The organism is Virgibacillus halotolerans (assembly GCF_016908515.1).
Taxonomy (GTDB): Bacteria; Bacillota; Bacilli; order Bacillales; family Amphibacillaceae; genus Virgibacillus_M; species Virgibacillus_M halotolerans.
Genome location: NZ_JAFBEA010000005.1, coordinates 186,131 through 208,840, shown reverse-complemented (window position 1 = coordinate 208,840; position 22,710 = coordinate 186,131). Strand labels below are relative to the sequence as shown.

Genomic DNA, 22,710 nt, shown 5'->3' with positions numbered 1-22,710 from the left:
TCACCTAAAAAAAATGCCTTACCAAAAAAGCAATTTTGTTTAAGTTGTAAACATCAGGGAAAATAGTAAATAGAAGAGGAAGGTGTTAAGTAATGTCTGAGAAATTTGATGTGATTGTAATTGGTACCGGTCCAAGTGGGGGAGCGATAGCAAATAAATGTCGTAATGATGGTCTGAATGTAGCAGTTATTGATTCTCGCGGATATGGCGGTACATGTCCAATACGTGGTTGTATACCTAAGAAAGTATTGACAAGTGCGACAGAATTGATTGATCAAAATATGCGAATGCGGCATAAAGGTATTGATTCAAAGAGTGGCGTAAACTGGAAAACGTTAATTGATTTTAAACGAACATTTACGGACCCGGTTCCGGATGCAACGGAAAAAGGTTTAAAAGAATCTGGTATCGCAACATTTCATGGACAGGCAGCATTTGTAGGTGCGCATGAAATACAAATTAATGATGGTCAGATTCTTAAAGCGGAGAAAATCGTGATCGCGACTGGTGCCGATCCAGTCTCATTACCAATCGAAGGGAAACAATATCTTACCTATAGTGATGAATTTCTTGAAATGGAGTCATTACCTGAACGGATTATTTTTGTTGGTGGTGGTTATGTTTCTTTTGAATTTGCCCACATTGCTGCAAGAGCGGGAAGTGAGGTTCATATTATTCAACGGGGAGAATCCCCGCTCAAGGCATTTGACCCTGATTTAGTAAAACGACTTGTGGATAAATCAGAGGAAATTGGAATTAACGTACATTTGAACACATCTGTGAAAGCAATTGAAAAAAGTACGCAGGGCTTTACGGTGAAGGCGGAAAAAAATAAGGAAACAGTAACCTTTGCTGGTGATATTGTCGTACATGGTGGGGGGCGTGCACCAAACGTAGATCGATTAAATCTAGAACAGGGAAATGTGAATTATGAGAAGGCAGGTATCACTGTAAATGAATGCTTACAAAGTGTAAGTAACCCTGATGTCTACGCGGCAGGAGATGTTGCGGACACACCGGGTGCACCATTAACACCTGTCGCACAGTTGGAAGCGGAAGCTGTAAGCAATAACATTTTAAAGGGAAACAAACACCAAGCAGATTACACGGGAGTGCCATCTGTCGTATTTACAACGCCTAAGCTTGCAATGGCAGGTATGTCAGAACAACAGGCTGAAGATGCCGGATACAATACCAGAGTGAACAACATGGATATAGCGGAGTGGTTCACGTATAAACATACGAATGACGACACCGCAGCAGTAAAAATAATCATAGATAAAGATTCGGATCATATTTTAGGTGCCCACTTACTTGGTGGGGAAGCCGGAGAACTAATCAATTATTTTGCCATGGCTATTCAACTGAATTTGACAACAGCTGATTTGAAAAAAGTGACCTATGTATTTCCGACAGCCGTTTCGGATATCCCATCTATGCTTTAATTAGAAAGGGCCAGCATCTGGTAAGTGGATGCTGGCTTTTGCAATTTTATTTATCTAATGTAGTACTTTCCTGAAAAACTTTACAAGTTGTACGCCCGGAGTGCGAACAAATCGGGCATTTTTTTACGTTAATGATTTTTAACCCATAATCAATGGCATCTGTGGAATCATTGAAAAAGTGCTCGCTGCCGATAGTTTCATACAATCCACTAGTTTGAAGCACTTTAATGACAGCTTCATTTGCTTCAGCAATTAAAACCGTTCCACCTATTTTATTAAAATCTTTCACCAAGGAACCTAAGTTTGCTTCAGCCGTTGCATCAATCATTGGGACATGCCTTATTTTTAATATGAGTACTGTCGGACGTTTGTTGATGGAGCGCGTGATGATGGTTTCAAATTTATCTGCCGCTCCAAAAAATAAAGCCCCGGTTACGGTATAAAAGGCTAGCTGCGGACACTTCGATTCAATCTCGCTTGTTTCTCTATTTTCATCCTTTGCCAATGCAGGTATGACTTTCTCTATTTCAAATACTTCACTCATTCGTTTAATAAATGAGACCATTGCCAGTAAAAGCCCAATTTGCACTGCAACAGTAAGATTGACGAAGACGGTCAAAAGAAATGTCGCTGCCAAAACAAGTGAATCACTCGATTTGAATCTTAATATATGCCAGAATGATTTATATTCACTCATGTTAAATGCAACAATCATTAAGATAGGAGCCATACTTGCCAATGGAATGTTGGATGCATATGGCGCAAATAATAATAAAGTAACTAACACGAATATCCCTTGGAAAATCCCGGAAAAAGGGCTGACTGCGCCACTTTTAATGTTGGTAGCTGTACGAGCGATCGCACCCGTAGCAGGAATGCCGCCAAACATCGGTGTGACCACATTGGCAATCCCTTGTCCAACAAGCTCACGGTTGGAGTTATGTCGTTTTCCTGTCATGCCATCCGACACAACTGCGGATAGCAGAGATTCAATTCCACCGAGCATCGCAATAACGAAAGCAGGTTGCCATAACATAAGAATTTTATCCCACGTAATGGCCGGAAATTTAAAGGAAGGCAGTGATTGCGAAATCCCACCAAATGCTGTACCAATTGTTGCTAATTTTCCCGGGTAGAAGATGACGGCAATAATGGTTGGGAGAATAAGTGCCACTAAAAGAACGGGTACCCGTGGGAAGAACTTGGGGAGGAAAACAATAATGAGTATCCCCATCACTGCTGTTAAGACGCTAAATCCATTGATCGTTGATACATTTTTAAATAGCTGTATCATATTTTCATGGAAATATTCTTTTTTTTCCAGCCCTTCCAAACCTAGGAAGTCACCAATTTGTCCACTGAAAATAATGACAGCAATTCCGGATGTGAATCCAATTGTTACGGAACGGGGAATATAGGTGATTAAGTTCCCTAATTTAAATACACCCATAATCATCAGCATAATACCTGCTAGAAATCCGGCAATTAATAAATTTTCATAGCCGTATTGTAAAACGATGGCAAGCAATATTGGTATAAATGCACCGGTTGGTCCAGCTATCTGAAATCTGGATCCACCAAGTAAAGCGACTAATATCCCCGCAATAATAGTTGTATAAAGCCCATATTCAGGATTTACTCCAGACGCGATAGCAAAGGCCATCCCAAGTGGCATTGCAACAATACCTACCGTTACACCAGCAATTAAATCACGCTTTAAATCATTAGCAGAAAGCCCTTTAAAGCGTTCATCTTTGAACAATACAAATCTCTCCTAAATTATAGTTGTAAGCATTGCTTAAAAAGCGTTCAGATCAATTATACCATATAAAGGCAGAAGATTTAGATTGATATTCGAAATGAAACTTTTTCTTGTCTCATTCGTATGGTTGTTTGTAGACGTACTAGGAAGGAGTAATGGAATGGGAACCAAATTGATTATGCTGCTCGGACTTTTTATTATGTACTTAGGTTATTTGGTTTTGACGAAAAGAGCATTATTCCTAGTGACTATTTTCTTGTGGGCAAATATGTACGGGGATGAAAAACGATTTGCAAGGATTTTTGGCGTTCTTTACATAGCTGTGGGGGTATTGGTGATTATATCACCCTTTATATTCGGTCCTGCCCATATTTAATAGGAGAAGGGTTACTAGCGGTCACAACTTTTTCTCATTATTAATCGAAAAAATAATAAAACCGGGCAGATTCAGATTTAATCTGCCCGGTTTTATCTTTTACATTAAGAAGGCATACCCATAACTGCCTTTGGTTCAAGGTATTCTTCGATTCCGAAGTCGCCCCATTCTCTGCCAATTCCGGATTGCTTGAACCCACCGAATGGCGCGGAATAATCGGTTTTCGCGTTATTCACCGTAATTTGTCCGGCTTGAATACTGGCTGCAACTTTTTGCAGTGTTTCGGGGTCTTCACCGACTACATACCCAGCTAAACCGTAAACTGTGTCATTAGCGATTTCAATCGCTTCATCAATCGTGTCATAGGTGATGATCGACATGACTGGACCAAATATTTCCTCTTGTGCAATTACCATGTCGTTTTTAACATCGGTAAAAACAGTTTGCTTGGTAAAATAACCTTTGTCGAGGCCATCGGGTTTACCTGTACCCCCGACGAGCAATGTTGCTTCATTCATGCCTTTTTCAATATATCCTTGCACGGTATCCCATTGCTTCTGGGAAACAAGTGGACCGGAAACATTTTCTTTTTGTGGATCGCCGACAGGGAAATCTGCTAAATTCTCTTTAACAGCCTCCTCAAATTGTTTTTTTATGGCGTTTGGAACAAGAATACGTGTAGCTGCTGTACAAACCTGTCCCGTGTTCATCGAGATGTGGGAGACAGCGGTTTTTGCTGCTTTGTTAATGTCCGCATCTTCTAAAACAACTAGCGGTGATTTACCACCAAGCTCAAGTGCGACTTTCTTAATTGTTTTCGCAGCATTTTCCATCACTTTCTGTCCTACTGCACCGGAACCAGTGAAGGAAACGAAATCAATGTCCGGATGTGAGCTAATGGCATTGCCTACTACCTCGCCAGAACCATTCACAAGGTTAAAGGCTCCTTTAGGAAGACCAGCCGCTTCGAAAATGTCAGCGAGCATCATTGCCGCATATGGCGTTACTTCTGCTGGTTTTAAGACAACTGGACTACCTGCTGCAAACGCACTGGCAATTTTGGTAGAAGTTTGATTGGTTGGGAAGTTCCAAGGTGTAATTAGCCCGCTAACACCAATGGTTTGTTTCATAATTGTAGATTTATCACGTTTTTCAATAAAGGAAAAGTTTTTAAGTTCTTCCGCAGCTTGTTTAAAATGATGATACCCCATGGAATAATGCACTTTCTCAGATAAAGAAAGGGGTGCACCTAGTTCTTCCGTAATCACCTTTATGAGATCATCTTTTCGTTTTGCATATTCATCTGCAATTTTTTCTAGTAATTCGATTCGATATTGTTTTGTTGTTTGTGAGAAGGAGGGAAATGCTGCGCGTGCTGCTTGTACAGCTTTATCCAAATCCGCTTCTGTACCTAAACTAATCCGACCAATAATTTCTTCAGTTGCTGGGTTGATAACTTCGGTTGTTTCAGAACCAGTTGATTCAATCCATTCTCCATTTATATAATGTTTTAAATCGCTTCGCATATGATTAAAACTCCTTTGTTTTGTTACAATTGGATGAGCAATCAACTCATCTATTAGTATGTACCCTAAAATTTAGCCGTCAAAACGAAAGTTTGCCATTAAGTCTGTTTATGATTATAATTTTAAGATCATGAAAAGTTATTAACAGTTAGATAGGAGTTGCTTGTATGTGGAAGGATTTTAAAGAATTTGCTTTTGAAGGAAATGTGATGGATCTAGCAGTTGCCGTTGTCATTGGCGCAGCTTTTGGGAAAATTGTTTCATCACTTGTCGAAAATATTATCACACCATTAGTAGGAATGCTATTTCGTGGGGTAGATTTTACCGGATTAAAATATACATTTGGCAGCGCAGAAATATTATATGGTGAATTTATCCAATCTATATTTGACTTCTTTGTCATCGCAGCTGCGATCTTCTTATTTATCCGCTTGGTCATGAAATTAAAACGGAATAAGGATGAGGAAGAAGCAGAGGAACTGGAACCACAAGAAGCATTACTAACAGAAATTCGCGATTTATTAAAAGAACAGCATGAGCGTGAAAATGAAAGCATGTAATGTAACAGGCCAATATTAATTATCAAAAAAACGTCATGGAACTCATTCTATGATGTTTTTTTGAATAGACTACACTTAAATATTGGAATATAATGAAAACTATATAAGGAAGGAGAACGTTATGCAAATCAAAGATGCTTGGTTTACTGTCGAAAAAATAGATGATATCACGTTTGCGATTAGCGAATATGGACATTGGGAGCAGGTACATTCCTATTTGCTGATCGGAGCAGAAAGCGCTGCATTAATTGATACAGGACTTGGGATTGATCATATAAAAAGAATAACAGATCAGTTGACCAAATTACCGATAATCGTTATTACCACACATGTTCATGCTGATCATATCGGAAGTCACGATGCATTCGAAACGATATATGTACATGAAGCGGATGCGGACTGGCTGAAGCATGGAATCAAAGGACTTCCGCTTGAACAAATCAGAAAGGATATGGCGCGTAATATAACGATACCTGTACCGGATACATTTAATCCGAATATATACAAACCATATCAAGGAGAGCCGACGGGATTGTTGGGAGATGGAGACATAGTTGAATTAGGGGAAAGAAGTTTAATTATCTATCATACACCAGGACATTCCCCAGGGCATATTTGTATTTTTGATACAAAAAAGAGATATTTATTTACGGGAGATTTACTGTATACTGGAACACCGATCTATGCATTTTACCCATCAACTAACCCTATCGATCTCGTAAACTCCTTGGAGAAAATAGCTGGAATGAAAGCGGTAGCTAAAATCTATGGTGGGCATAATGATTTGGAAATGGATGCTAGCTTGTTAGATGAAGTACAAGAAGCGGTTATAGAATTGCGGAAACAGGATGTTGTACGGCATGGTACTGGGATTCATAGATTTCATCGTTTTAGTGTACAGTTTTAGAATGGATGGTAACGTGGAGGTGTTTAGCTTGAATAAACTGTTATTGCATGCAGAAGGTTTTATGGTACTTGTTATAAGTATTTATTTTTATGCTGGGAATGGGTTTAGCTGGTTGTTATTTTTTCTGCTTTTGTTTATTCCAGATCTATGGATGATTGGGTATGCATTTAACCGAAAAGTGGGTGCAATTATTTACAACATGGTACACACATACGTATTTTCAATTTTGCTTATTCTAATTGGATTAACATTTTCAAATGACATGTTTTTAGCCATTGGTTTAATATCTGTTGCCCATATAGGAATGGATCGAACGTTTGGATATGGATTAAAATATCCGACAGATTTTAAGGATACCCATTTACAGCGGATATGAGTTTGAAAGGGGGGAGAACATGACTAGAAGGGTAACGTTATCGTTTAGCGGTGGAAAGGATAGTTGTTTAGCACTGTATTATTTGCAGCAGAAGGGTATAAAAGTTGTTTGTTTGCTTACAACGGTATGGCAAGAAAGCATGGAGACTGTTGCACATAACGAGGAATTAGATCGGATTGAAGTACAGGCTCAACGCCTAAATATTCCAGTGCATTTTATTGAGACGGATTTTAGTACATACCAGAGCGACTTCGTGAATGCTTTAAAAGAGATCAAAGAAAAGTTTAGTGTAGATGGCATTGCATTCGGTGATATTTATTTACAAGGGCATCGTGACTGGGGAGAACAAGTTGCTACTTTGGCAGGATTAGAGCCTTTATACCCGCTTTGGCGTCCTCAAGAAAATGTGGTTGACCTGTTACGTGAATTTGTTTCGCTTGGTTTTAAAGCAAAAGTCATTAAGGTGGATCCGTTGAAGCTACCGGAAAGCTGGTGCGGACGTCTTATAGATGCTTCGTTTATAGCGGATATATTAGAAAAAGATGTGTGTCCAATGGGAGAATCGGGAGAATACCATACCTATGTTGATGATGGACCTATATATGGGGACAGTCCCCAATTCTCCATCTGAAGGCTGAGATGAATTCGTTCTTTAGATTGTAGAAGAGGTGGTATTTTTCATGTAGCATTTAGTATAGAACTTGAGTTCACAATATTTGAACGGAAGGGAAGAAGGATATGGACACGATTATTGAAGTAGAAGGCCTTAAAAAGTCATACAAAAAAAGAAGGTCAAAGGAATTTGTGCATGCAGTAGACGACGTTTCTTTTACTGTAAATCGGGGAGAAATTCTTGGTTTACTTGGACCGAATGGGGCGGGCAAGACAACGACAATAAAAATGATTTGTGGTCTGCTGATACCGGATTCCGGATCGATCGTGATCAACGGTATCAATAGTCGGAGGAAACGGTTAGATGCGTTGCGCCACATTAGCGCAGTTCTTGAAGGGAACCGCAATCTTTATTGGCGGCTAACCGTAAAGGAAAATCTTGATTATTTCGCAGGTAATCGGGGCTTGTCGCGAAAAGAAGTTAGGGTGCAGATAGAAGATTTGCTGAAAAAGTTTAGCCTAAAGGAAAAACAACATGAACTTGTAAATCGACTATCCCGGGGCATGCAACAAAAGTTAGCAATTGCGGTAGCTATGCTAGCGGACAGTGAAGTAATTTTATTGGATGAACCGACACTTGGTTTAGATGTTGAGACAGGCTATGAAGTACGTGACCTGTTACGAAGTATTGTGAAAGATGACAATCGGACAATTATTATCAGTTCCCACGATATGGATGTGGTACAGGATTTATGCAATCGAACCGTCATTATCGACAAAGGAAAAATCGTTACGAATGATAAAGTAGAAAATTTATTGCGCTTATTTCAAGTTCGTGCATATACAATAACACTTGGCGGATTATTAAGTGATCAACAGCATCAATGCTTACTTCAGAAATTCCCTCAACTTGAATACACAACAGACACCATACAATCCACATTAGAAATTGATTTAGTGAAAAGTGAAGAAATATATGATTTATTTGATGTGCTAAAAATGGAAAATACATTTATTGAATCTATAGATCGCAGCACGATTAACTTTGAGCAAATTTTTATGAAAATCGTAAAGGAGGGGGCAGAGGGATGCACTGGCTGAATCTTCTTAAAGCAAACACAAAAAAAGAGTATATCGAATTAAAACGTTATTTGCCAAATACACTTGCAATGATTGTCACCTTTTATGCTATTTTTCTTGGGATGTTTGCTGGCATTCAGTTAATTGGGGATCCCAGTACACAGGATATTAATATACAATACGCGATTGTGAATTATATTTTTTGGTTTTTAGCAATGATGGTGATGAACAATATTGGCTGGGAGATAACCAATGAAGCAATGCGGGGTACGTTGGAACAGTTATGTATGTCCCCAATGGGGGTTTGGCGGATTATGGTAACGCGTCTTATTTCATCCACAGTACTTAACTTTATTGTTATTGTTGCTTTGTTATATGTTTCGATGCTTACAACTGGGCAATGGTTGAACATTGATGTGCTTACTATATTGCCAATCCTTATGCTGACTTTGATTAGCATGTTTGGTGTTGGTTTTATGATTGCTGGAATATCTATTGTGCTTAAGCAGGTGCAGGCTTTTCTGCAGATATTACAATTTATATTGGCAGGATTAACGTTTATACCGCTATCAGTTGCTCCAATGTTTGCTTATCTCCCTTTTGTTAAAGGGGTGGATCTTGTAAGAAACGTAATGATTGATGGGGTGACAATCAGCCATATTGGCTGGGAAAGTTTCTTGATTTTAGGATTCAATGCCATCTTTTACTTTGCACTGGGGCTCATCATATTTTTCTTTTGTGAACGAATTGCAATGAATAAAGGGTTGTTGGCCCATTATTAACCTGAAGGAAATAGATAAATATAATTAAAATAGGTACTTAGCTTATACATTCCTTACCTCTTTATCATAGGTTAGTAGTGAACCTATACAAGAAAGGGGATTTCAAATGAGACATCATCATGGATCAAATTGCGGATGTGGTTGCCAACAGTCACCGGTGATACATCCGACAAAGTACGATTGTGTGCACAAATGCACAGAAAGTGTTGTGGAGCATATTCATCCGTCCCACACTACAGTCATGAATCATCACTTAGTGAAGAATAAGCACGTCTTCCCGCACTCAACTTCTGTTAAGAATACTTGTGACAGTGTAGATGTATACGGAGGCTCACCTAATGGACCAGGTAATCAAGTGGGTGGCCAAATGGACCCTGGCATGGGACATGGAAACCATCATCACCACAATCATAACAACAACTGTAATTGCAACAATAACCAAGGTCCAAAACATTGGAACAAACCGAATAGATGGTGGTAACATGAAGAAGGCTGGCATATATTTGCCAGCCTTCATCTTTTTGCATAAGTGATAGGAGTGACGGATACATATGAAAATTTTAACTGTAACAGGCTATAAACCAATGGAATTAGGTATTTTTAAAGAAGATGATCCACGTATAGCGTTTATAAAAGCTGCGATTGAAAAGCGGTTAATTGGCTTTATTGAAGAAGGATTAGAATGGATTTTAGTGTCCGGTCAAATGGGTGTGGAGTTATGGACAGTAGAAGTGGTAATGGATTTGAAGGAAAACTATGATATCCAGATCGCTATTATGCCACCATTTGAAAACCAGCAAAGCCGCTGGCCTGAACCGTTGCAGGAAAAGTATCAGGAACTAACGATGATTGCTGACTTTTATAAGCCCATTTATCAGGGGGACTATAAAGGGGCGTTCCAGTTTAAGGCGAAAAATATGTGGCTGGTGGATAAAAGTGAGGCAAGTCTACTGCTAATGGACGATGAACATCCAGGAAGCAACCGATTTTTTCATGAAGCAGCCCAGGCCGCCAAAGACTATCCCATTTATGTGATTACACCTGATGATCTGGATGATGCAGTGGAAGAGCTCCGGATGTCAGATCCGGATTATTGGGATTGAGGAGGAAGCTAGTTTAGAAGTTTATCATTCTGTGCAGGAAGTTCTCGGAAAGGGCGCCGGAGTTCACAACTAAAGTGCTCGAAGTTCACAAAATGGCCAAAAAGTTGTCCGATATTCGGCAGGATTTTTATACAACAAAGTAGAAGAAGAAACGTTAAGGAATGGATAGATATGTCAGGTGTTAATCTGTAGTACGGTTTTATATTCCATTAAATACAGAAGGATGCGATTTCATGAAACAATTTCCAATACTTGAAACCAAACGTCTTCAGCTTGTTCAGATAGATCATCAATATGACCAGAGCTACTTTGATATTATGTCACAGGTAGGGGTGACGAAATATTATGGAATTGAAAGCCTGAAAAACAGAGAGGAAGCAGCAGAAATCATTGATTCATTCCAAACATTATTTGAGAAGAATCAAGGTTTACGTTGGGGGATTGTTTTAAAAGAAACAAAGGAATTCATTGGTACAGTTGGCTTAAATAATCTTAAATTACGAGACAAAAGGGCAGAAATCGGATTTGATCTACATCCAGCAAAATGGCGACAAGGATATACAACAGAAGCAGTGAAAGCAGTTTTAACATACGCATTTGAAACGTTGGATCTATTTCGTATGGGCGCCATAACCTATCCTGCGAACACGGCGTCAAATCAATTATTGAAAAAGGCAGGTTTCACGCTTGAAGGGAAACTGAGAGGCTATTTGTATCAAAATAATCAGTCGCACGATGCACTTGTATATTCCTTATTACAAACGGAGTGGAAACAGCCAATAAGAGAAGCTGTATTTGAGATCGAAGAAAGGTTGCAGTATAAGGACCATATGTCTGAAATTATTAAGAAAGCTGAAAGAGAGGGGCATTTTGATGATCTTCCGGGTAAAGGGAAGCCGCTTGACCTTGGACAGGATTATATGAATCCCGCTGAAAAGCAACTTTATAAAACGATGAAAGATAATCATATACTGCCAAGATGGATTGAGCTGGGAAATGAAATCGATGGATTGAAAGAAAATCTCAGTACGTTAGACACAAAAGAGAAACGTAAGGTAATCAAGGAGATTAATAAAAAGACCAAGGAATATAATTTGGCATGTCCGCCCTCATTGCAACGGAATAGGGTAAGTGAATAATGACCAAAGCACTGCAAGTTTTATTAATGTTTACTATTTGTTACGGTGTGTGATCCCTCTGTGAATATTCCAATCCAATTATTGGATTTTTCACAATTAGAGATATAAAATAAATAAAAAATGCTCCTATAAGAAATAAAAATATGTGTTGTAGAATAAGCTCGGTATAAGCGGGAAGGTGTTTCAAAATGGATTATGAGCTTTTAATTCGTATTGTATTAGCGGGAGTCTTGGGATCAGCTATTGGACTGGAAAGAGAGAAACGATTTAAAGAGGCAGGACTCAGAACCCACTTCCTAGTTGCTGTAGGCAGTGCCATCATCATGATTATTTCCAAATATGCGTTTAGTGATGTGCTCTCTGAAAACGATATTGTATTGGATCCAAGTCGTATTGCCGCACAAGTCGTAAGTGGTGTGGGTTTCCTTGGTGCAGGAATGATTTTGGTACAGCGTCAATCCATTCATGGCCTAACTACAGCTGCAGGAATCTGGGCAACAGCAGGCATTGGCCTCGCGGTAGGAAGTGGCATGTATGAGGTTGCTATCTTTGGGACATTGTTGGTTTTAATCGGTTTAGAGTTTTTAAAAAGAGTATTTAAGTTTGCGATACCAGAAATGTATAATCTAACTATCGAATCAGTATCTGAGGAGAATGTACAAATATTGATTGACCAATTATCAAAGAAAAAAATAACCGTCACACAATATGAAGTGAAAGTGAAACAATCAAAGAAAGCGCAACGATATGTTATCGCATTAAAATTGGATCGGAATAAAAATATCGATAAAAATGAAGTAACTAAACTGCTTCAAGGCGTCTCCGGTGTCATTGCGATTAAATGGCATTAACTTGATATCTAAATAAATGTAAAAGGTGATGACATGGACTTTATTATACGTAAAATGAAGAAAAAAGATATCAACCAAGTACAGGATGTTGCTTGGAGAACCTGGCATGCAACATATAAAGACATAATTCCACTACAAATACAAGATAATTTTTTAAAGGCAGCTTACAGTCATAAGATGTTGAAAAGCCGGTTGAAAAACACGCATATCTTTGTTTCGGAAGTGGGAGGAAAAGTGATAGGGTTTGCTAACTATTCTCCTGTTTCCGATGAGGGAAGGCTAGAATTAGCAGCCCTTTATTTATATCCCGAATATCAGGGAAATGGTGTTGGAAGTGCATTATTGAATGCTGGTATCGAACAGTTAACAGGCGTCAAGGAAGTCACTTTGAGTGTGGAAAAGAACAATGTAATTGGCACAACCTTTTATGAAGCAAAAGGTTTTGAAGTGACAGAAGAACTTGATGATGACTTTGAAGGACATATGTTGAAGACTGTGAGAATGGCTTTGAAGGTGGGGTGAGGGGACAGTCCCCCACTACACTAAAGTGGTAAAGCAATGGGGGACTGTCCCCATAAGCAAAGAGATGGAGGATTTACCAATGACATACGAACTGAAAACAAAAGAAAATGACAATAGTGTTATAACGTTTATTGAAGCAGTAGAAAATGTTAAAAAAAGAGAAGATGCATATCAATTATTGGACATTTTTACTGAAACAACAGGTTATCAAGCGAAAATGTGGGGGACAAGTATTATCGGATTTGGTGCCTACCATTATAAATACGCATCTGGTCATGAAGGAGATGCACCGCTCGTTGGATTTTCACCAAGGAAGGCCAAAATCAGTTTGTACTTTGCAACAGGTGAACCCACAAGGGAGGAATTATTAAAGGATTTCGGGAAACATACATCGGGAAAAGCGTGTGTGTACATCAACAAAATAGCTGATATTGATATTGAAATATTAAAAGCTTTAATAAACGAATCCATGCGCTTTCTTCAAGAAATGTATCCAAATAAATAAGCCATTTTATATAAAAGAGATATAGAATGGCTTATTGTCAATAATGCTGTCAAGCAAAAAACTTAGATTTTATTTAAAATAACGTGTTATTTCCCTCGAAATAAAGGTTTACGTTTTTCTAAAAATGCTTGAACGCCTTCTTTTACATCGTCCGTTCCAAAACAAGTCTTTATAGAAGCGTACTCTTGTTTTAAAATGGTTGGTAAATCGGCTTCCGAGCTTGTTACAAGCAATCGCTTTGCAAGTGTAAGCGCAACGGGGGGACCTTGTGCTAATCCCTCGGCAAAATCTAGAGTACTTTCACGAAATGTTTCATCAGAAAACACATTACAAACTAGCCCAATCTGTTCTGCTTCTTCCGCATTGACATCGCGACCAGTAAAGATCATTTCTGTTGCCCGTGCATGCCCCACTAACCGTGGCAAAAAGTAACTCATACCTGCATCAGGACTTAGTCCACGATGGATGTAGCCAGTCTTCACAATGGCGCTCTCCGACATGAAGCATAAATCACAAGCAAGTGCTAAAGAAAATCCAGCACCTGCTGCAACACCATTTATCGCCGCGATAACGGGTTTATCACAGTGAACGATTCCAAGTGCTTGACGTCCGACCCAGCCCAGATCATCTAATTGCTCATGGCGGGTATCAAATGAAGGTACTGCTGTCAGGTCAAGTCCGGTACAAAAAGCCCGTCCGTTCCCAGTGATAACGACAACGCGAACGGTATCATCCTGTGATGCCTGTGCTAATGCATCTTCTAACTGTTTACTAAGTGCATCATTGATAGCATTCAGACGTTCAGGACGATTTAGTGTGAGTGTGCGAATTCCGTCTTGTGTATCGATTATCAGTTCATTCATTTTTTCCATCCTCTCTTTACATAAATCGGTTATTTGCTATCCACTGACCACCATCAACGGTCATACAATCGCCGTTTACGTAGCGGGATTGATCAGATACAAGAAAAGTGGCAGCATCAGCAATATCGTCCAACTGACCTACACTTCCGAGCGGATTTATTTCTTTCACCTGTTGGACAGCTTCTTCCGATGAAAACAATATTTCAGAACCACCGGTATTTTCAATTACACCCGGTGCAATTGCATTCAAACGAATACCGTATTTACCCCACTCGATTGCAAGTGATCTTGTCATTGCTAAAATGCCACCTTTAGCGGTAGCAGAATGAACAACAGCTGCTTGTCCGGTCCAAGCATATGTTGCTACCATATTGAGCATAACGCCACCTGTTTTTTGTTCAATCATTTCCTGGCCAACAAGTTGTGTACAGTTCCATGTACCGTTTAAGCAAATATCGATCACAGACTTCCAGCCATTTGGCGATAACTCTTCTGCAGGACAAATAAAGTTTCCAGCTGCATTGTTTACTAAAATGTCAATGCTACCATAGGCTTTCTTAGTTTCCTCGATCGTTTGTTTTACATCCTCGCGGTTTCGGACATCCATTTGTACGGTTAAGATATCTGCATTGGCTTCTTTTGTAATCTCTTTTTTTGTGTCAGCAAGTCGTTCTTCATTTCGCCCAGTAATGACTACGTTTGCCCCTTCGGTAGCAAAACGAGTTGCCATGGCTTTCCCCATTCCGTTACTGCCGCCTGTTACGATTGCAGTTTTCCCCTTTAGTGACATGATCTTCTCCCCTTTGTAAAATCTAATGATACATCGAAATGTTAGCTTGTTGTGTGCTCACACTGAATGAATGCCCATTCATTATGAAGCTGCTTTCATACTAACATAGATAATTCGGAAAATCTACTGTATATTTATTTACGATCAATGAAATGGGTTTAGTCACAATGTCAGTGTGCATCAGCCGAAAGAAGTTAAACGAATTTGTAAAAGTTTATTCGAACCATTGCTAAACATATCACTGCATTTAGCATACGATAAGACAAATGACCAATTAAAAAGGCGGAATGATCATGTATTATCCAATGACGAATCAGTATAGACAAGATATGAAACGCATGATGACTGTAACAGGGGAGGCAAGTCTCTCTTTTGAACCAGATAAAGTGACTATCCAGTTAGGTACTGTGACAGAGAATGAACAACTAAGTCAGGCACAACAGGAAAATGCCCGCAAAATGAATCAGGTTATCCAATCACTATTGCAATTAGGCATACCCAAAGAAAATATCCAAACGACTGCATACAATATCAATCCCATGTACGATTACATCGATGGGAAACAACAATTTAGGGGGTATCAAGTATCGAATGCCATCACGGTACAAATGACAAACATCGATCAAGCAGGTAAGGTGATAGATATAGCTGTTCAAAACGACGTGAATCGGGTCTCGGATATCCATTTTTCTATGGAAGATAACCAAATTCCCTACCAACAAGCCTTAAGTGCAGCATTAAAGAATGCGATTGCAAAAGCGCAAACGATCGCTGAAACATTAGAAGTGAATTATGATCCCATCCCAACGAAAATCATGGAAATAATCAATGATTCCCCAACGGCTTATAAAACTTTTGCTGTGATGGAAAACAGTAATTCAACACCAATTGAACCAGGGGAAATTACGGTTAATGCTATGGTCGAGGCCCAGTTCCAGTATTAAATGGACTGTATTCTTTCCCCATACAAAATAGGCCACCCGATACGGGTTCACAATGGAACATTGTATCGGATGGCTAAGTGACAGCATTTAGGATTAGGCGATAATTTCAATTCCTACTGATTCTTCATCTAATTCTACATATTTCATATTATCTTTTTGACTAAATAAGATATCTTTCACCAATAAGTTTCTCTCTAAAATTTCTTTATGCTGATCAACTATTTCTTTCATTGAATCACTCACATCAAATATTAGGGTTACACGTTTTTCAACTGGTAAATCTAATTCTTTCCGGTGTTGTTGGACAGCACGAATGATTTCACGGGCTACTCCTTCTTTACGTAAATCTTCACTGATCGTGGTATCTAAGAAGACAGCAAAGGATGCATTGGAGGCCATTTCCATTCCTTTTTGGGTCGTCTGACTAATAAGAAGGTCTTCTTTTTCGATCCGTAAAGTTTCCCTTGATGGCGATTTTGTTTCAAAATAACCTTGCGCTACAACATCTTTTGCTGCCTCAACAGACAGCTGTTTTAGGGCTTTTTGAACAATATTTACTTGTTTGCCTAGTTTCGGCCCTGCAGTTGGGAAGTTGACTTTAATTTCATATTGAACTGCATCTCCAGCACTTTCTTGAAAGTGAACTGCTTTTACATTAATTTCTTCCTCAATAATATAGCTGTATTTAGATAAAGCGTCCGTATATCGTTTTTCACCAACAACTGTTAGCAGTGAAAGTGGCTGCTTCGTTTTAATGTTGGATGCATTACGTGTATGCCGAGCAAGTTCGACCACTTGAAGTACAGCATCCATTTCTGACTCAAGTTCTTTATTTACAAGTGTTTCGTCAGTTACAGGGAAGTTGGCTAAATGCACACTATCTCCAGTTAGGTTGGTATGAATATCTTCCGTAATAAACGGTATAAATGGTGCGAGTAATTTACTCGTTACTCTCAATACCTCGTATAGTGTGTGATAAGCAGCTAATTTATCATCATTCATTCCTTCGCTCCAGAATCGATCGCGGGAACGACGGATATACCAGTTACTCACTTGTTCTACAAAAATGGAAAGCTCTCTTGCTGCAGCGGTAAAATCATAGTTATCAAGGTGGAGATTTACCTGCTCCGTAACCGTATGAAGTCGAGATAAAACCCACTTATCCAGTAACGACTTTTCGCCCTGTGCATGTTGCTTTGGACTGAATTGATCAATGTCTGCATATAACGTGAAGAAAGCATGAATATTTACTAAGGTATCAACAAGCTTAGACTTTGCTTGGCTAACGATACCAGCTGAAAAGCGCTTATTATTCCATGGCGCACTATCAGCAAGCAATGCCCATCGGAGTGCATCCGCACCATAGTCCTCCACGAGCTCCATTGGATTAAGCACATTACCTTTACTTTTTGACATCTTACGGCCATTTTCATCAAGGATGTGACCGAGAGAAAGGACGCGTTTGTACGGCGCTTTTCCAGTAAATAAAGATGATACTGTTAACAAGCTATAAAACCAGCCACGCGTTTGGTCCACTCCTTCCGCAATCACATCTGCTGGAAATTGCTTTTCGAATAACGCTTTATTTTCAAATGGATAGTGGTACTGCGCAAATGGCATGGAGCCACTATCAAACCATACATCAATCACTTCTTTTGTCCGCTCCATATCACCTTGACAGGCAGGACAAACAAGGCTGATCTCATCCACATAGGGTTTGTGTAGCTCTAAGTCATCTGAAAGCGGCTCTTTAGCGTGATCTTTCAAATCTTGGATACTATTTGGTGCATATTGATGGTCACAGTCTTTACAAATCCATACATTTAATGGTGTTCCCCAATACCGGTTACGTCCTAAATTCCAATCCACCATGTTTTCCAAGAAATTACCAAAGCGTCCATGCTTCATATGATCGGGGTGCCAGTCTATGGATTCGTTATTTTTGATGATTGTATCCTTGATGGCAGTTGTTTTAATAAACCAACCTTCCATCGCATAGTAAATAAGTGGTGAGTCACAGCGCCAACAGTGTGGATAGCTGTGTTCATATTTTTCTTTTGAAAATAATAAATCCCGTTCTGCGAGCATTTTAATGATCTTTACATCAGAATCCTTCGCAAATTCACCAGCCAAGGGTGTAACTTCATCGATATAGCGCCCAGCTTGGTCAACTACATTTAAAAAATCCAGTTCACTCGTTTTAATCGCATTGTAGTCATCTTCCCCATGTGCAGGTGCGATATGAACGATTCCGGTACCACTTTCATCTGTAACGAAATCAGCTTCAATCACTTGATAAGCCCGATTGATGTTTGCGTAATCGAACAGCGGCTGATAGGTAAGCCCGACGAACTCACTTCCTTTGTGATTGCTAAGGATGTCGTAATGGCCATCCAATACTTTATCTACCAGGTTTTGCGCGATGATATATACATCGTCTCCTTGCTTCGCTTTCACATAATCCAGTTCCTTATGAACAGCCAAAGCAACATTGGCTGGTAAGGTCCATGGTGTTGTTGTCCATCCTAAAAAATACGTATCATTCATTTCTTGTACCTTAAATTTAGCTGTAACAGATAAATCTTTTACATCTTTGTAGCCTTGAGCAACTTCATGGGAGCTTAGGGATGTTTGGCAGCTTGGGCAGTACGGAACAACACGGTGTCCGCGATATAATAAATCTTTTTGATGAATCGTAGACAGGATATACCAGACACTTTCAATATATTCGTTACGAAGTGTTACATATGGATCATCCATATCAACCCAGTAACCGATGGCCTCTGTAAAAACACGCCATTGACGTTCGTAGTCAAAAACACTTTCCTTACATGCTTCAATAAATTTCTCCACACCATATGCTTCAATCTCTTGTTTGCCGGAGATACCAATTTTCTTTTCCACACCGAGTTCAACTGGCAACCCATGTGTATCCCAACCAGCTTTACGAATGACTTGATATCCTTGCATGGTTTTGTATCGTGCAACGAAATCTTTAATCACACGTCCCAAAACGTGACCAGTATGGGGCAGGCCATTTGCTGTGGGTGGCCCCTCATAAAACACATACGTTTCATTTCCCTCTCGATTGGAGATGGATTTGTTAAATGTATCTTCATTTTTCCAGAGAGCTTTTACTCGATTTTCACGTTGTAACGGACCCTCGCTCATATCTACTTTTTCCATCACTACACTCCTCATTTATCCTTGATAAAAAACACAAAAACTCGTCCCTATAATAGGGACGAGTTTTACCCGTGCTACCACCCTGATTCTGGAAATCCCCTGAAGGCGATTATCCAGCACTCATGCAACGTACGATCATACGCGATCCTTTTAACGGCGGATTCCCGGAAAAGCTTAAATAGAACTTCAGCTTTCCTTCTCGGAGAGGATTTTCAGACATGAACTGAACATTGGCTCTCAGCAAGGCTACCAACTCTCTGTGGGACAGAATACATGCATACTCGTTCTCGTCAACGAATTTATTCGATGTTTTAATTATAGGTTATCATACAGCTTACACATCATTTTGTCAAAGTAATCATTTGGAACATCATATTAAAAGTTAACAGACTCTTTACAATAGATTAACTCTCTCTTAATATCTATCCGTTATGCTTGTAATAGATTTAAAAATCGAGAGGAGAGATGAATGGATTGATTAAAAAAATTGGGGTTGTTGCACTTAGTGTTGGTCTTGTATTTACTGGAACGAGTATGGGGACAGCAGAAGCTGGAAAGTCAGATGGGACTGGGAAAGGAAAAACAGATTGGGTCGAAAAAGAGAATAAAAAAATTGAGAATGTGATCTATATGATCCCGGATGGCTTTAATGCCGATTATGCTACGAACTATCGTATGTACAAAGGGGAAAATGCAATATGGGATCAACATTTGAAAGGGATGTATACAACGCATTCCGCTAATTCCAATATCACGGATTCAGCGGCGGCAGGAACTGCGATGGCAACAGGAGAAAAAACGAATAATGGCATGATCAGTGTTGATACGGAAGGAAATGAACTGGAAACAATTCTGGAAGCATCGCAGCAAGAAGATATGTCTACTGGATTAGTGGCCACCTCCACTATTACCCATGCAACTCCGGCTGTATTTGCTTCTCACGTTGATAATCGAGATAATGAGACAGCAATCGCAAAACAGATGGTTGCCAACGAGGTAGATGTGCTACTTGGAGGAGGGAAAAATAACTTCTTGCCTGAATTTGAAGGTGGAAATCAAGTAGAAGTTAATTTGCTTGAACAAGCTAGAGAACAAGGTTACAAGTTTATTGAAACACGTGATGCGTTACAGAAAAATATAGACATTGATGTTGAAAGAGGGGATAAGCTGCTTGGTCTGTTTGCAGATGATGCGCTATCGCCTGAAATGCATCGTGCGGATACGGAAGAGCCAAGCCTGGCTGATATGACAGAAAGTGCAATTGATGTACTTGAAGAAGACAAAGATGGTTTTTTCCTCATGGTTGAAGGAAGCCAGATTGATTGGGCAGGACATGCTAATGATGCAGCATGGGCTATGAATGAAGTTGAGGCTTTTGAAGAAGCAGTTGAAAAGGCAATAGAATTTGCGGAAAAAGATGGTGAAACACTTGTTGTCATCGGTGGGGATCATGAAACTGGCGGCATGACAGTTGGTGCGAACGGATCATCTGATGCAAACCCCGAGGTGCTGAGAAGTGTAGCAGCAACTGGTGATCACATGGCATCGAAATTAAACAAAGACCGTTCTAACGCCAACGAAGTAATCGAAACGTATACAGATTTTGAATTAACCAAAAAAGAAGCCCGAAAGATACAAAAAGCTGACAATACTGCCAACGCCATTAACTCAATCATCAGTGACAGGGCAAGTATCGGCTGGACAAGTAGTAACCATACTGGAGTGGCAAATGTAGTTTATGCATACGGACCAAAATCGGATCAGTTTTCGGGCTTTCATGACAATACTGATTTACCAAAAATTATTACTGACGCAGCGGATATTAAATTAGGGGAATAAATGTCCACGTCTTTATAATGAAAGGAGAGGCCTACTTTGTTGATAGGCTTCTTTTTTAATTTCATTTCAATCTAACATAACTGAATTATAAAATAATAGGATTTAATATCTGACTATTATAAAGTATAATTAGGATAGGTGTTTTATAGTTTAGGAATAGCCATAAGAAAGTGAACTAAAAGACAATAAATGCACATACATTGCGAATGCAAAAATGGGGAAACAAAGCCTCACTTTATATCACAAATATAAAAAAGAGGGTGTATACACATGCTCCATTTTAAAAACATTGACATAGAAAAAGACCGAAAAACAGTTATCCTATTTCGAAAAGATTCCTTTGTAGCCAGTTTTGGTAATGCTTCTGCCTTTGGGAAAGAAGATGATTACATGAATTGGCTAGAAGAAAAGATAAAAGTATTTCCTAATGGATTTGTTTTGGTGAAAGAAAACAATGAAGCTATCGGGCAGCTGGAACTGTCTACTCGGGAATACACTGGAAAGCATATTGGATACGTTCATCTGTATTATTTAATTCCCGAGAAACGCGAAAAGGGTTTGGGGAAAGAACTGCATCAATATGCACTAAATTTTTTCAAGGAAAATCATCTGGATGAATATCATTTGCGAGTCGCACCTGGCAATAAACAGGCGATGAAGTTTTATTTGAAAAATGGAATGGTAGAGATTGGATCAGAACTCGATGGTAAAGTGATTCGAATGAAAGGAAGATTATGATGCTGATTCGCATTCAGAAGGATGAAAACAGAAAGCAATTGCACCAGTTGTTAAAACGGTTTGGCCAGATAGACTCATTTTTTTATTAGAGAAAGTTTGATACAACGGATGATTATGCCATGGAGGTGTTTAAGACATTTCCTTTCTCACCTTGTATACCTTGGATTACATATCAGAAGAAATAAATGAAGTGAAGAGATGTTTAAACAATTCAAATGAATGACTGGAGAACAGAGGGAAGGAGGGTGAAACCAATCTAAAATAATAGACCCAGTGCATGGACTGCTGTCTTAGAGCAGCAGTCCCGCAATTTGCCGACATATCAACCCGCAAAACGTTGCTGTTTCTTAAACGTATATTGGTTTAATAGGTTGTCTAGCTGTTGACTACATTTTAGTGTCCGCTTATCAGACAATCCGTAAATCATTCCGATTTTAATCATTTCCTCCTTTTTATGTAAAATGGCTATTGATAGATCGTAACTGGTTATTTCCGTCAATTGGGACATCTATTTTCTTTCCTTTCGCTATTTTTTTCAGAAAAAGCACACAACGGAAATCATTATGCGCTCTTTTAAAATATAATTCAACAGATTCTGCAAAAGTAGTTCTTTTATTACAAGGTTCGACAAATTATTCACGATGAAATAAATTAAACAACCGCTATCTGTACGCTCTTTTTTAATCACAGTTTGGTGGGAAGTAAAATAACTAAAAGGATGAATCGGAAATGGTTTTTTCTTTTATGCAGGGATTTAACTGAATATGGCGAATCTTATTAAGGAGAAAGGGAATCAGTGAATGG

23 protein-coding genes, 1 pseudogene and 1 other annotated feature are annotated in these 22,710 nt (G+C 39.2%); of the genes and pseudogenes, 18 read left to right on the top strand and 6 right to left on the bottom strand.

The features are described from left to right. The first annotated feature begins 92 nt into the window (after positions 1–92). Positions 93–1,445: a dihydrolipoyl dehydrogenase family protein gene (locus tag JOC34_RS13525; RefSeq protein WP_205137306.1), complete on the top strand. Its 1,353-nt coding sequence runs from the start codon at positions 93–95 to the stop codon at positions 1,443–1,445. Between the two features lie 46 nt (positions 1,446–1,491). On the opposite strand, the gene JOC34_RS13520 is transcribed toward JOC34_RS13525, so the two are convergent. Next, a complete protein-coding gene (locus JOC34_RS13520; RefSeq protein ID WP_205137305.1) occupies positions 1,492–3,207 on the bottom strand; it encodes a SulP family inorganic anion transporter in 1,716 nt (571 codons plus the stop codon). 160 nt (positions 3,208–3,367) lie between these two features. On the opposite strand from JOC34_RS13520, the gene JOC34_RS13515 reads away from it, so the two are divergent. Next, on the top strand, positions 3,368–3,583 hold the full coding sequence (locus JOC34_RS13515; RefSeq protein WP_205137304.1) for a hypothetical protein: 216 nt from the start codon (positions 3,368–3,370) through the stop codon (positions 3,581–3,583). A gap of 104 nt (positions 3,584–3,687) precedes the next feature. On the opposite strand, the gene JOC34_RS13510 is transcribed toward JOC34_RS13515, so the two are convergent. Beyond that, a complete protein-coding gene (locus JOC34_RS13510; protein WP_205137303.1) occupies positions 3,688–5,109 on the bottom strand; it encodes an aldehyde dehydrogenase family protein in 1,422 nt (473 codons plus the stop codon). Between the two features lie 167 nt (positions 5,110–5,276). Between JOC34_RS13510 and mscL the strand changes: the two genes are divergently transcribed. The 13 genes and pseudogenes from mscL (at position 5,277) to JOC34_RS13450 (ending at position 13,546) form a co-directional block, all read left to right on the top strand. Beyond that, positions 5,277–5,669, top strand: coding sequence for a large conductance mechanosensitive channel protein MscL (mscL, locus tag JOC34_RS13505; protein ID WP_205137302.1), 393 nt, complete (start codon positions 5,277–5,279; stop codon positions 5,667–5,669). Positions 5,670–5,790: 121 nt separating this feature from the next. Further along, positions 5,791–6,576, top strand: a complete 786-nt coding sequence (locus JOC34_RS13500) for an MBL fold metallo-hydrolase (protein WP_205137301.1) — start codon at positions 5,791–5,793, stop codon at positions 6,574–6,576. Between the two features lie 28 nt (positions 6,577–6,604). Beyond that, positions 6,605–6,952 (top strand): DUF4260 domain-containing protein, encoded by a 348-nt coding sequence (locus tag JOC34_RS13495; RefSeq protein WP_205137300.1) that lies wholly within the window; start codon positions 6,605–6,607, stop codon positions 6,950–6,952. Between the two features lie 19 nt (positions 6,953–6,971). Next, a complete protein-coding gene (locus JOC34_RS13490) occupies positions 6,972–7,583 on the top strand; it encodes a Dph6-related ATP pyrophosphatase (RefSeq protein WP_205137299.1) in 612 nt (203 codons plus the stop codon). A gap of 107 nt (positions 7,584–7,690) precedes the next feature. Next, positions 7,691–8,665: an ABC transporter ATP-binding protein gene (locus JOC34_RS13485; RefSeq protein ID WP_205137298.1), complete on the top strand. Its 975-nt coding sequence runs from the start codon at positions 7,691–7,693 to the stop codon at positions 8,663–8,665. Beyond that, positions 8,653–9,426, top strand: coding sequence for an ABC transporter permease (locus tag JOC34_RS13480; protein ID WP_205137297.1), 774 nt, complete (start codon positions 8,653–8,655; stop codon positions 9,424–9,426). Before JOC34_RS13485 ends, JOC34_RS13480 begins: the two co-directional genes overlap by 13 nt. A gap of 106 nt (positions 9,427–9,532) precedes the next feature. After that, positions 9,533–9,760: pseudogene (locus JOC34_RS22125) on the top strand (CotD family spore coat protein); the annotation flags it as partial. A 4-nt stretch (positions 9,761–9,764) separates the two neighbouring features. Further along, positions 9,765–9,959 (top strand): hypothetical protein, encoded by a 195-nt coding sequence (locus JOC34_RS22120; protein ID WP_338062681.1) that lies wholly within the window; start codon positions 9,765–9,767, stop codon positions 9,957–9,959. Between the two features lie 18 nt (positions 9,960–9,977). Beyond that, entirely contained in the window at positions 9,978–10,529 is a 552-nt protein-coding gene (locus JOC34_RS13470) for an SLOG family protein (RefSeq protein ID WP_205137295.1), read from the top strand. Between the two features lie 233 nt (positions 10,530–10,762). Beyond that, the gene (locus JOC34_RS22115; protein WP_205137294.1) at positions 10,763–11,668 is read left to right on the top strand and encodes a GNAT family N-acetyltransferase; all 906 of its coding nucleotides are present in this window, start codon (positions 10,763–10,765) and stop codon (positions 11,666–11,668) included. 188 nt (positions 11,669–11,856) lie between these two features. After that, entirely contained in the window at positions 11,857–12,519 is a 663-nt protein-coding gene (locus JOC34_RS13460; RefSeq protein WP_205137293.1) for an MgtC/SapB family protein, read from the top strand. A gap of 33 nt (positions 12,520–12,552) precedes the next feature. After that, a complete protein-coding gene (locus JOC34_RS13455) occupies positions 12,553–13,041 on the top strand; it encodes a GNAT family N-acetyltransferase (RefSeq protein ID WP_205137292.1) in 489 nt (162 codons plus the stop codon). Positions 13,042–13,120: 79 nt separating this feature from the next. Continuing rightward, complete coding sequence (locus tag JOC34_RS13450) at positions 13,121–13,546, top strand: DUF1801 domain-containing protein (protein WP_205137291.1); 426 nt, start codon at positions 13,121–13,123, stop codon at positions 13,544–13,546. Between the two features lie 86 nt (positions 13,547–13,632). On the opposite strand, the gene JOC34_RS13445 is transcribed toward JOC34_RS13450, so the two are convergent. Next, positions 13,633–14,409: an enoyl-CoA hydratase/isomerase family protein gene (locus tag JOC34_RS13445; protein WP_205137290.1), complete on the bottom strand. Its 777-nt coding sequence runs from the start codon at positions 14,407–14,409 to the stop codon at positions 13,633–13,635. A 16-nt stretch (positions 14,410–14,425) separates the two neighbouring features. Then, complete coding sequence (fadH, locus tag JOC34_RS13440; protein WP_205137289.1) at positions 14,426–15,199, bottom strand: 2,4-dienoyl-CoA reductase; 774 nt, start codon at positions 15,197–15,199, stop codon at positions 14,426–14,428. Between the two features lie 293 nt (positions 15,200–15,492). Here fadH and JOC34_RS13435 point away from each other — a divergent pair, with 293 nt between their 5' ends. After that, on the top strand, positions 15,493–16,143 hold the full coding sequence (locus tag JOC34_RS13435) for an SIMPL domain-containing protein (RefSeq protein WP_205137288.1): 651 nt from the start codon (positions 15,493–15,495) through the stop codon (positions 16,141–16,143). 93 nt (positions 16,144–16,236) lie between these two features. Here JOC34_RS13435 and ileS read toward each other — a convergent pair whose 3' ends face one another. Beyond that, positions 16,237–19,314, bottom strand: coding sequence for an isoleucine--tRNA ligase (ileS, locus tag JOC34_RS13430; protein ID WP_420856149.1), 3,078 nt, complete (start codon positions 19,312–19,314; stop codon positions 16,237–16,239). Positions 19,315–19,380: 66 nt separating this feature from the next. Beyond that, positions 19,381–19,632: a binding site (T-box leader), on the bottom strand. Between the two features lie 171 nt (positions 19,633–19,803). Between ileS and JOC34_RS13425 the strand changes: the two genes are divergently transcribed. Further along, a complete protein-coding gene (locus tag JOC34_RS13425) occupies positions 19,804–21,168 on the top strand; it encodes an alkaline phosphatase (RefSeq protein WP_205137286.1) in 1,365 nt (454 codons plus the stop codon). Positions 21,169–21,438: 270 nt separating this feature from the next. After that, on the top strand, positions 21,439–21,906 hold the full coding sequence (locus JOC34_RS13420; protein ID WP_205137285.1) for a GNAT family N-acetyltransferase: 468 nt from the start codon (positions 21,439–21,441) through the stop codon (positions 21,904–21,906). 322 nt (positions 21,907–22,228) lie between these two features. Here JOC34_RS13420 and JOC34_RS13415 read toward each other — a convergent pair whose 3' ends face one another. Beyond that, positions 22,229–22,414, bottom strand: coding sequence for an aspartyl-phosphate phosphatase Spo0E family protein (locus JOC34_RS13415; RefSeq protein ID WP_205137284.1), 186 nt, complete (start codon positions 22,412–22,414; stop codon positions 22,229–22,231). Positions 22,415–22,710: the final 296 nt, after the last annotated feature.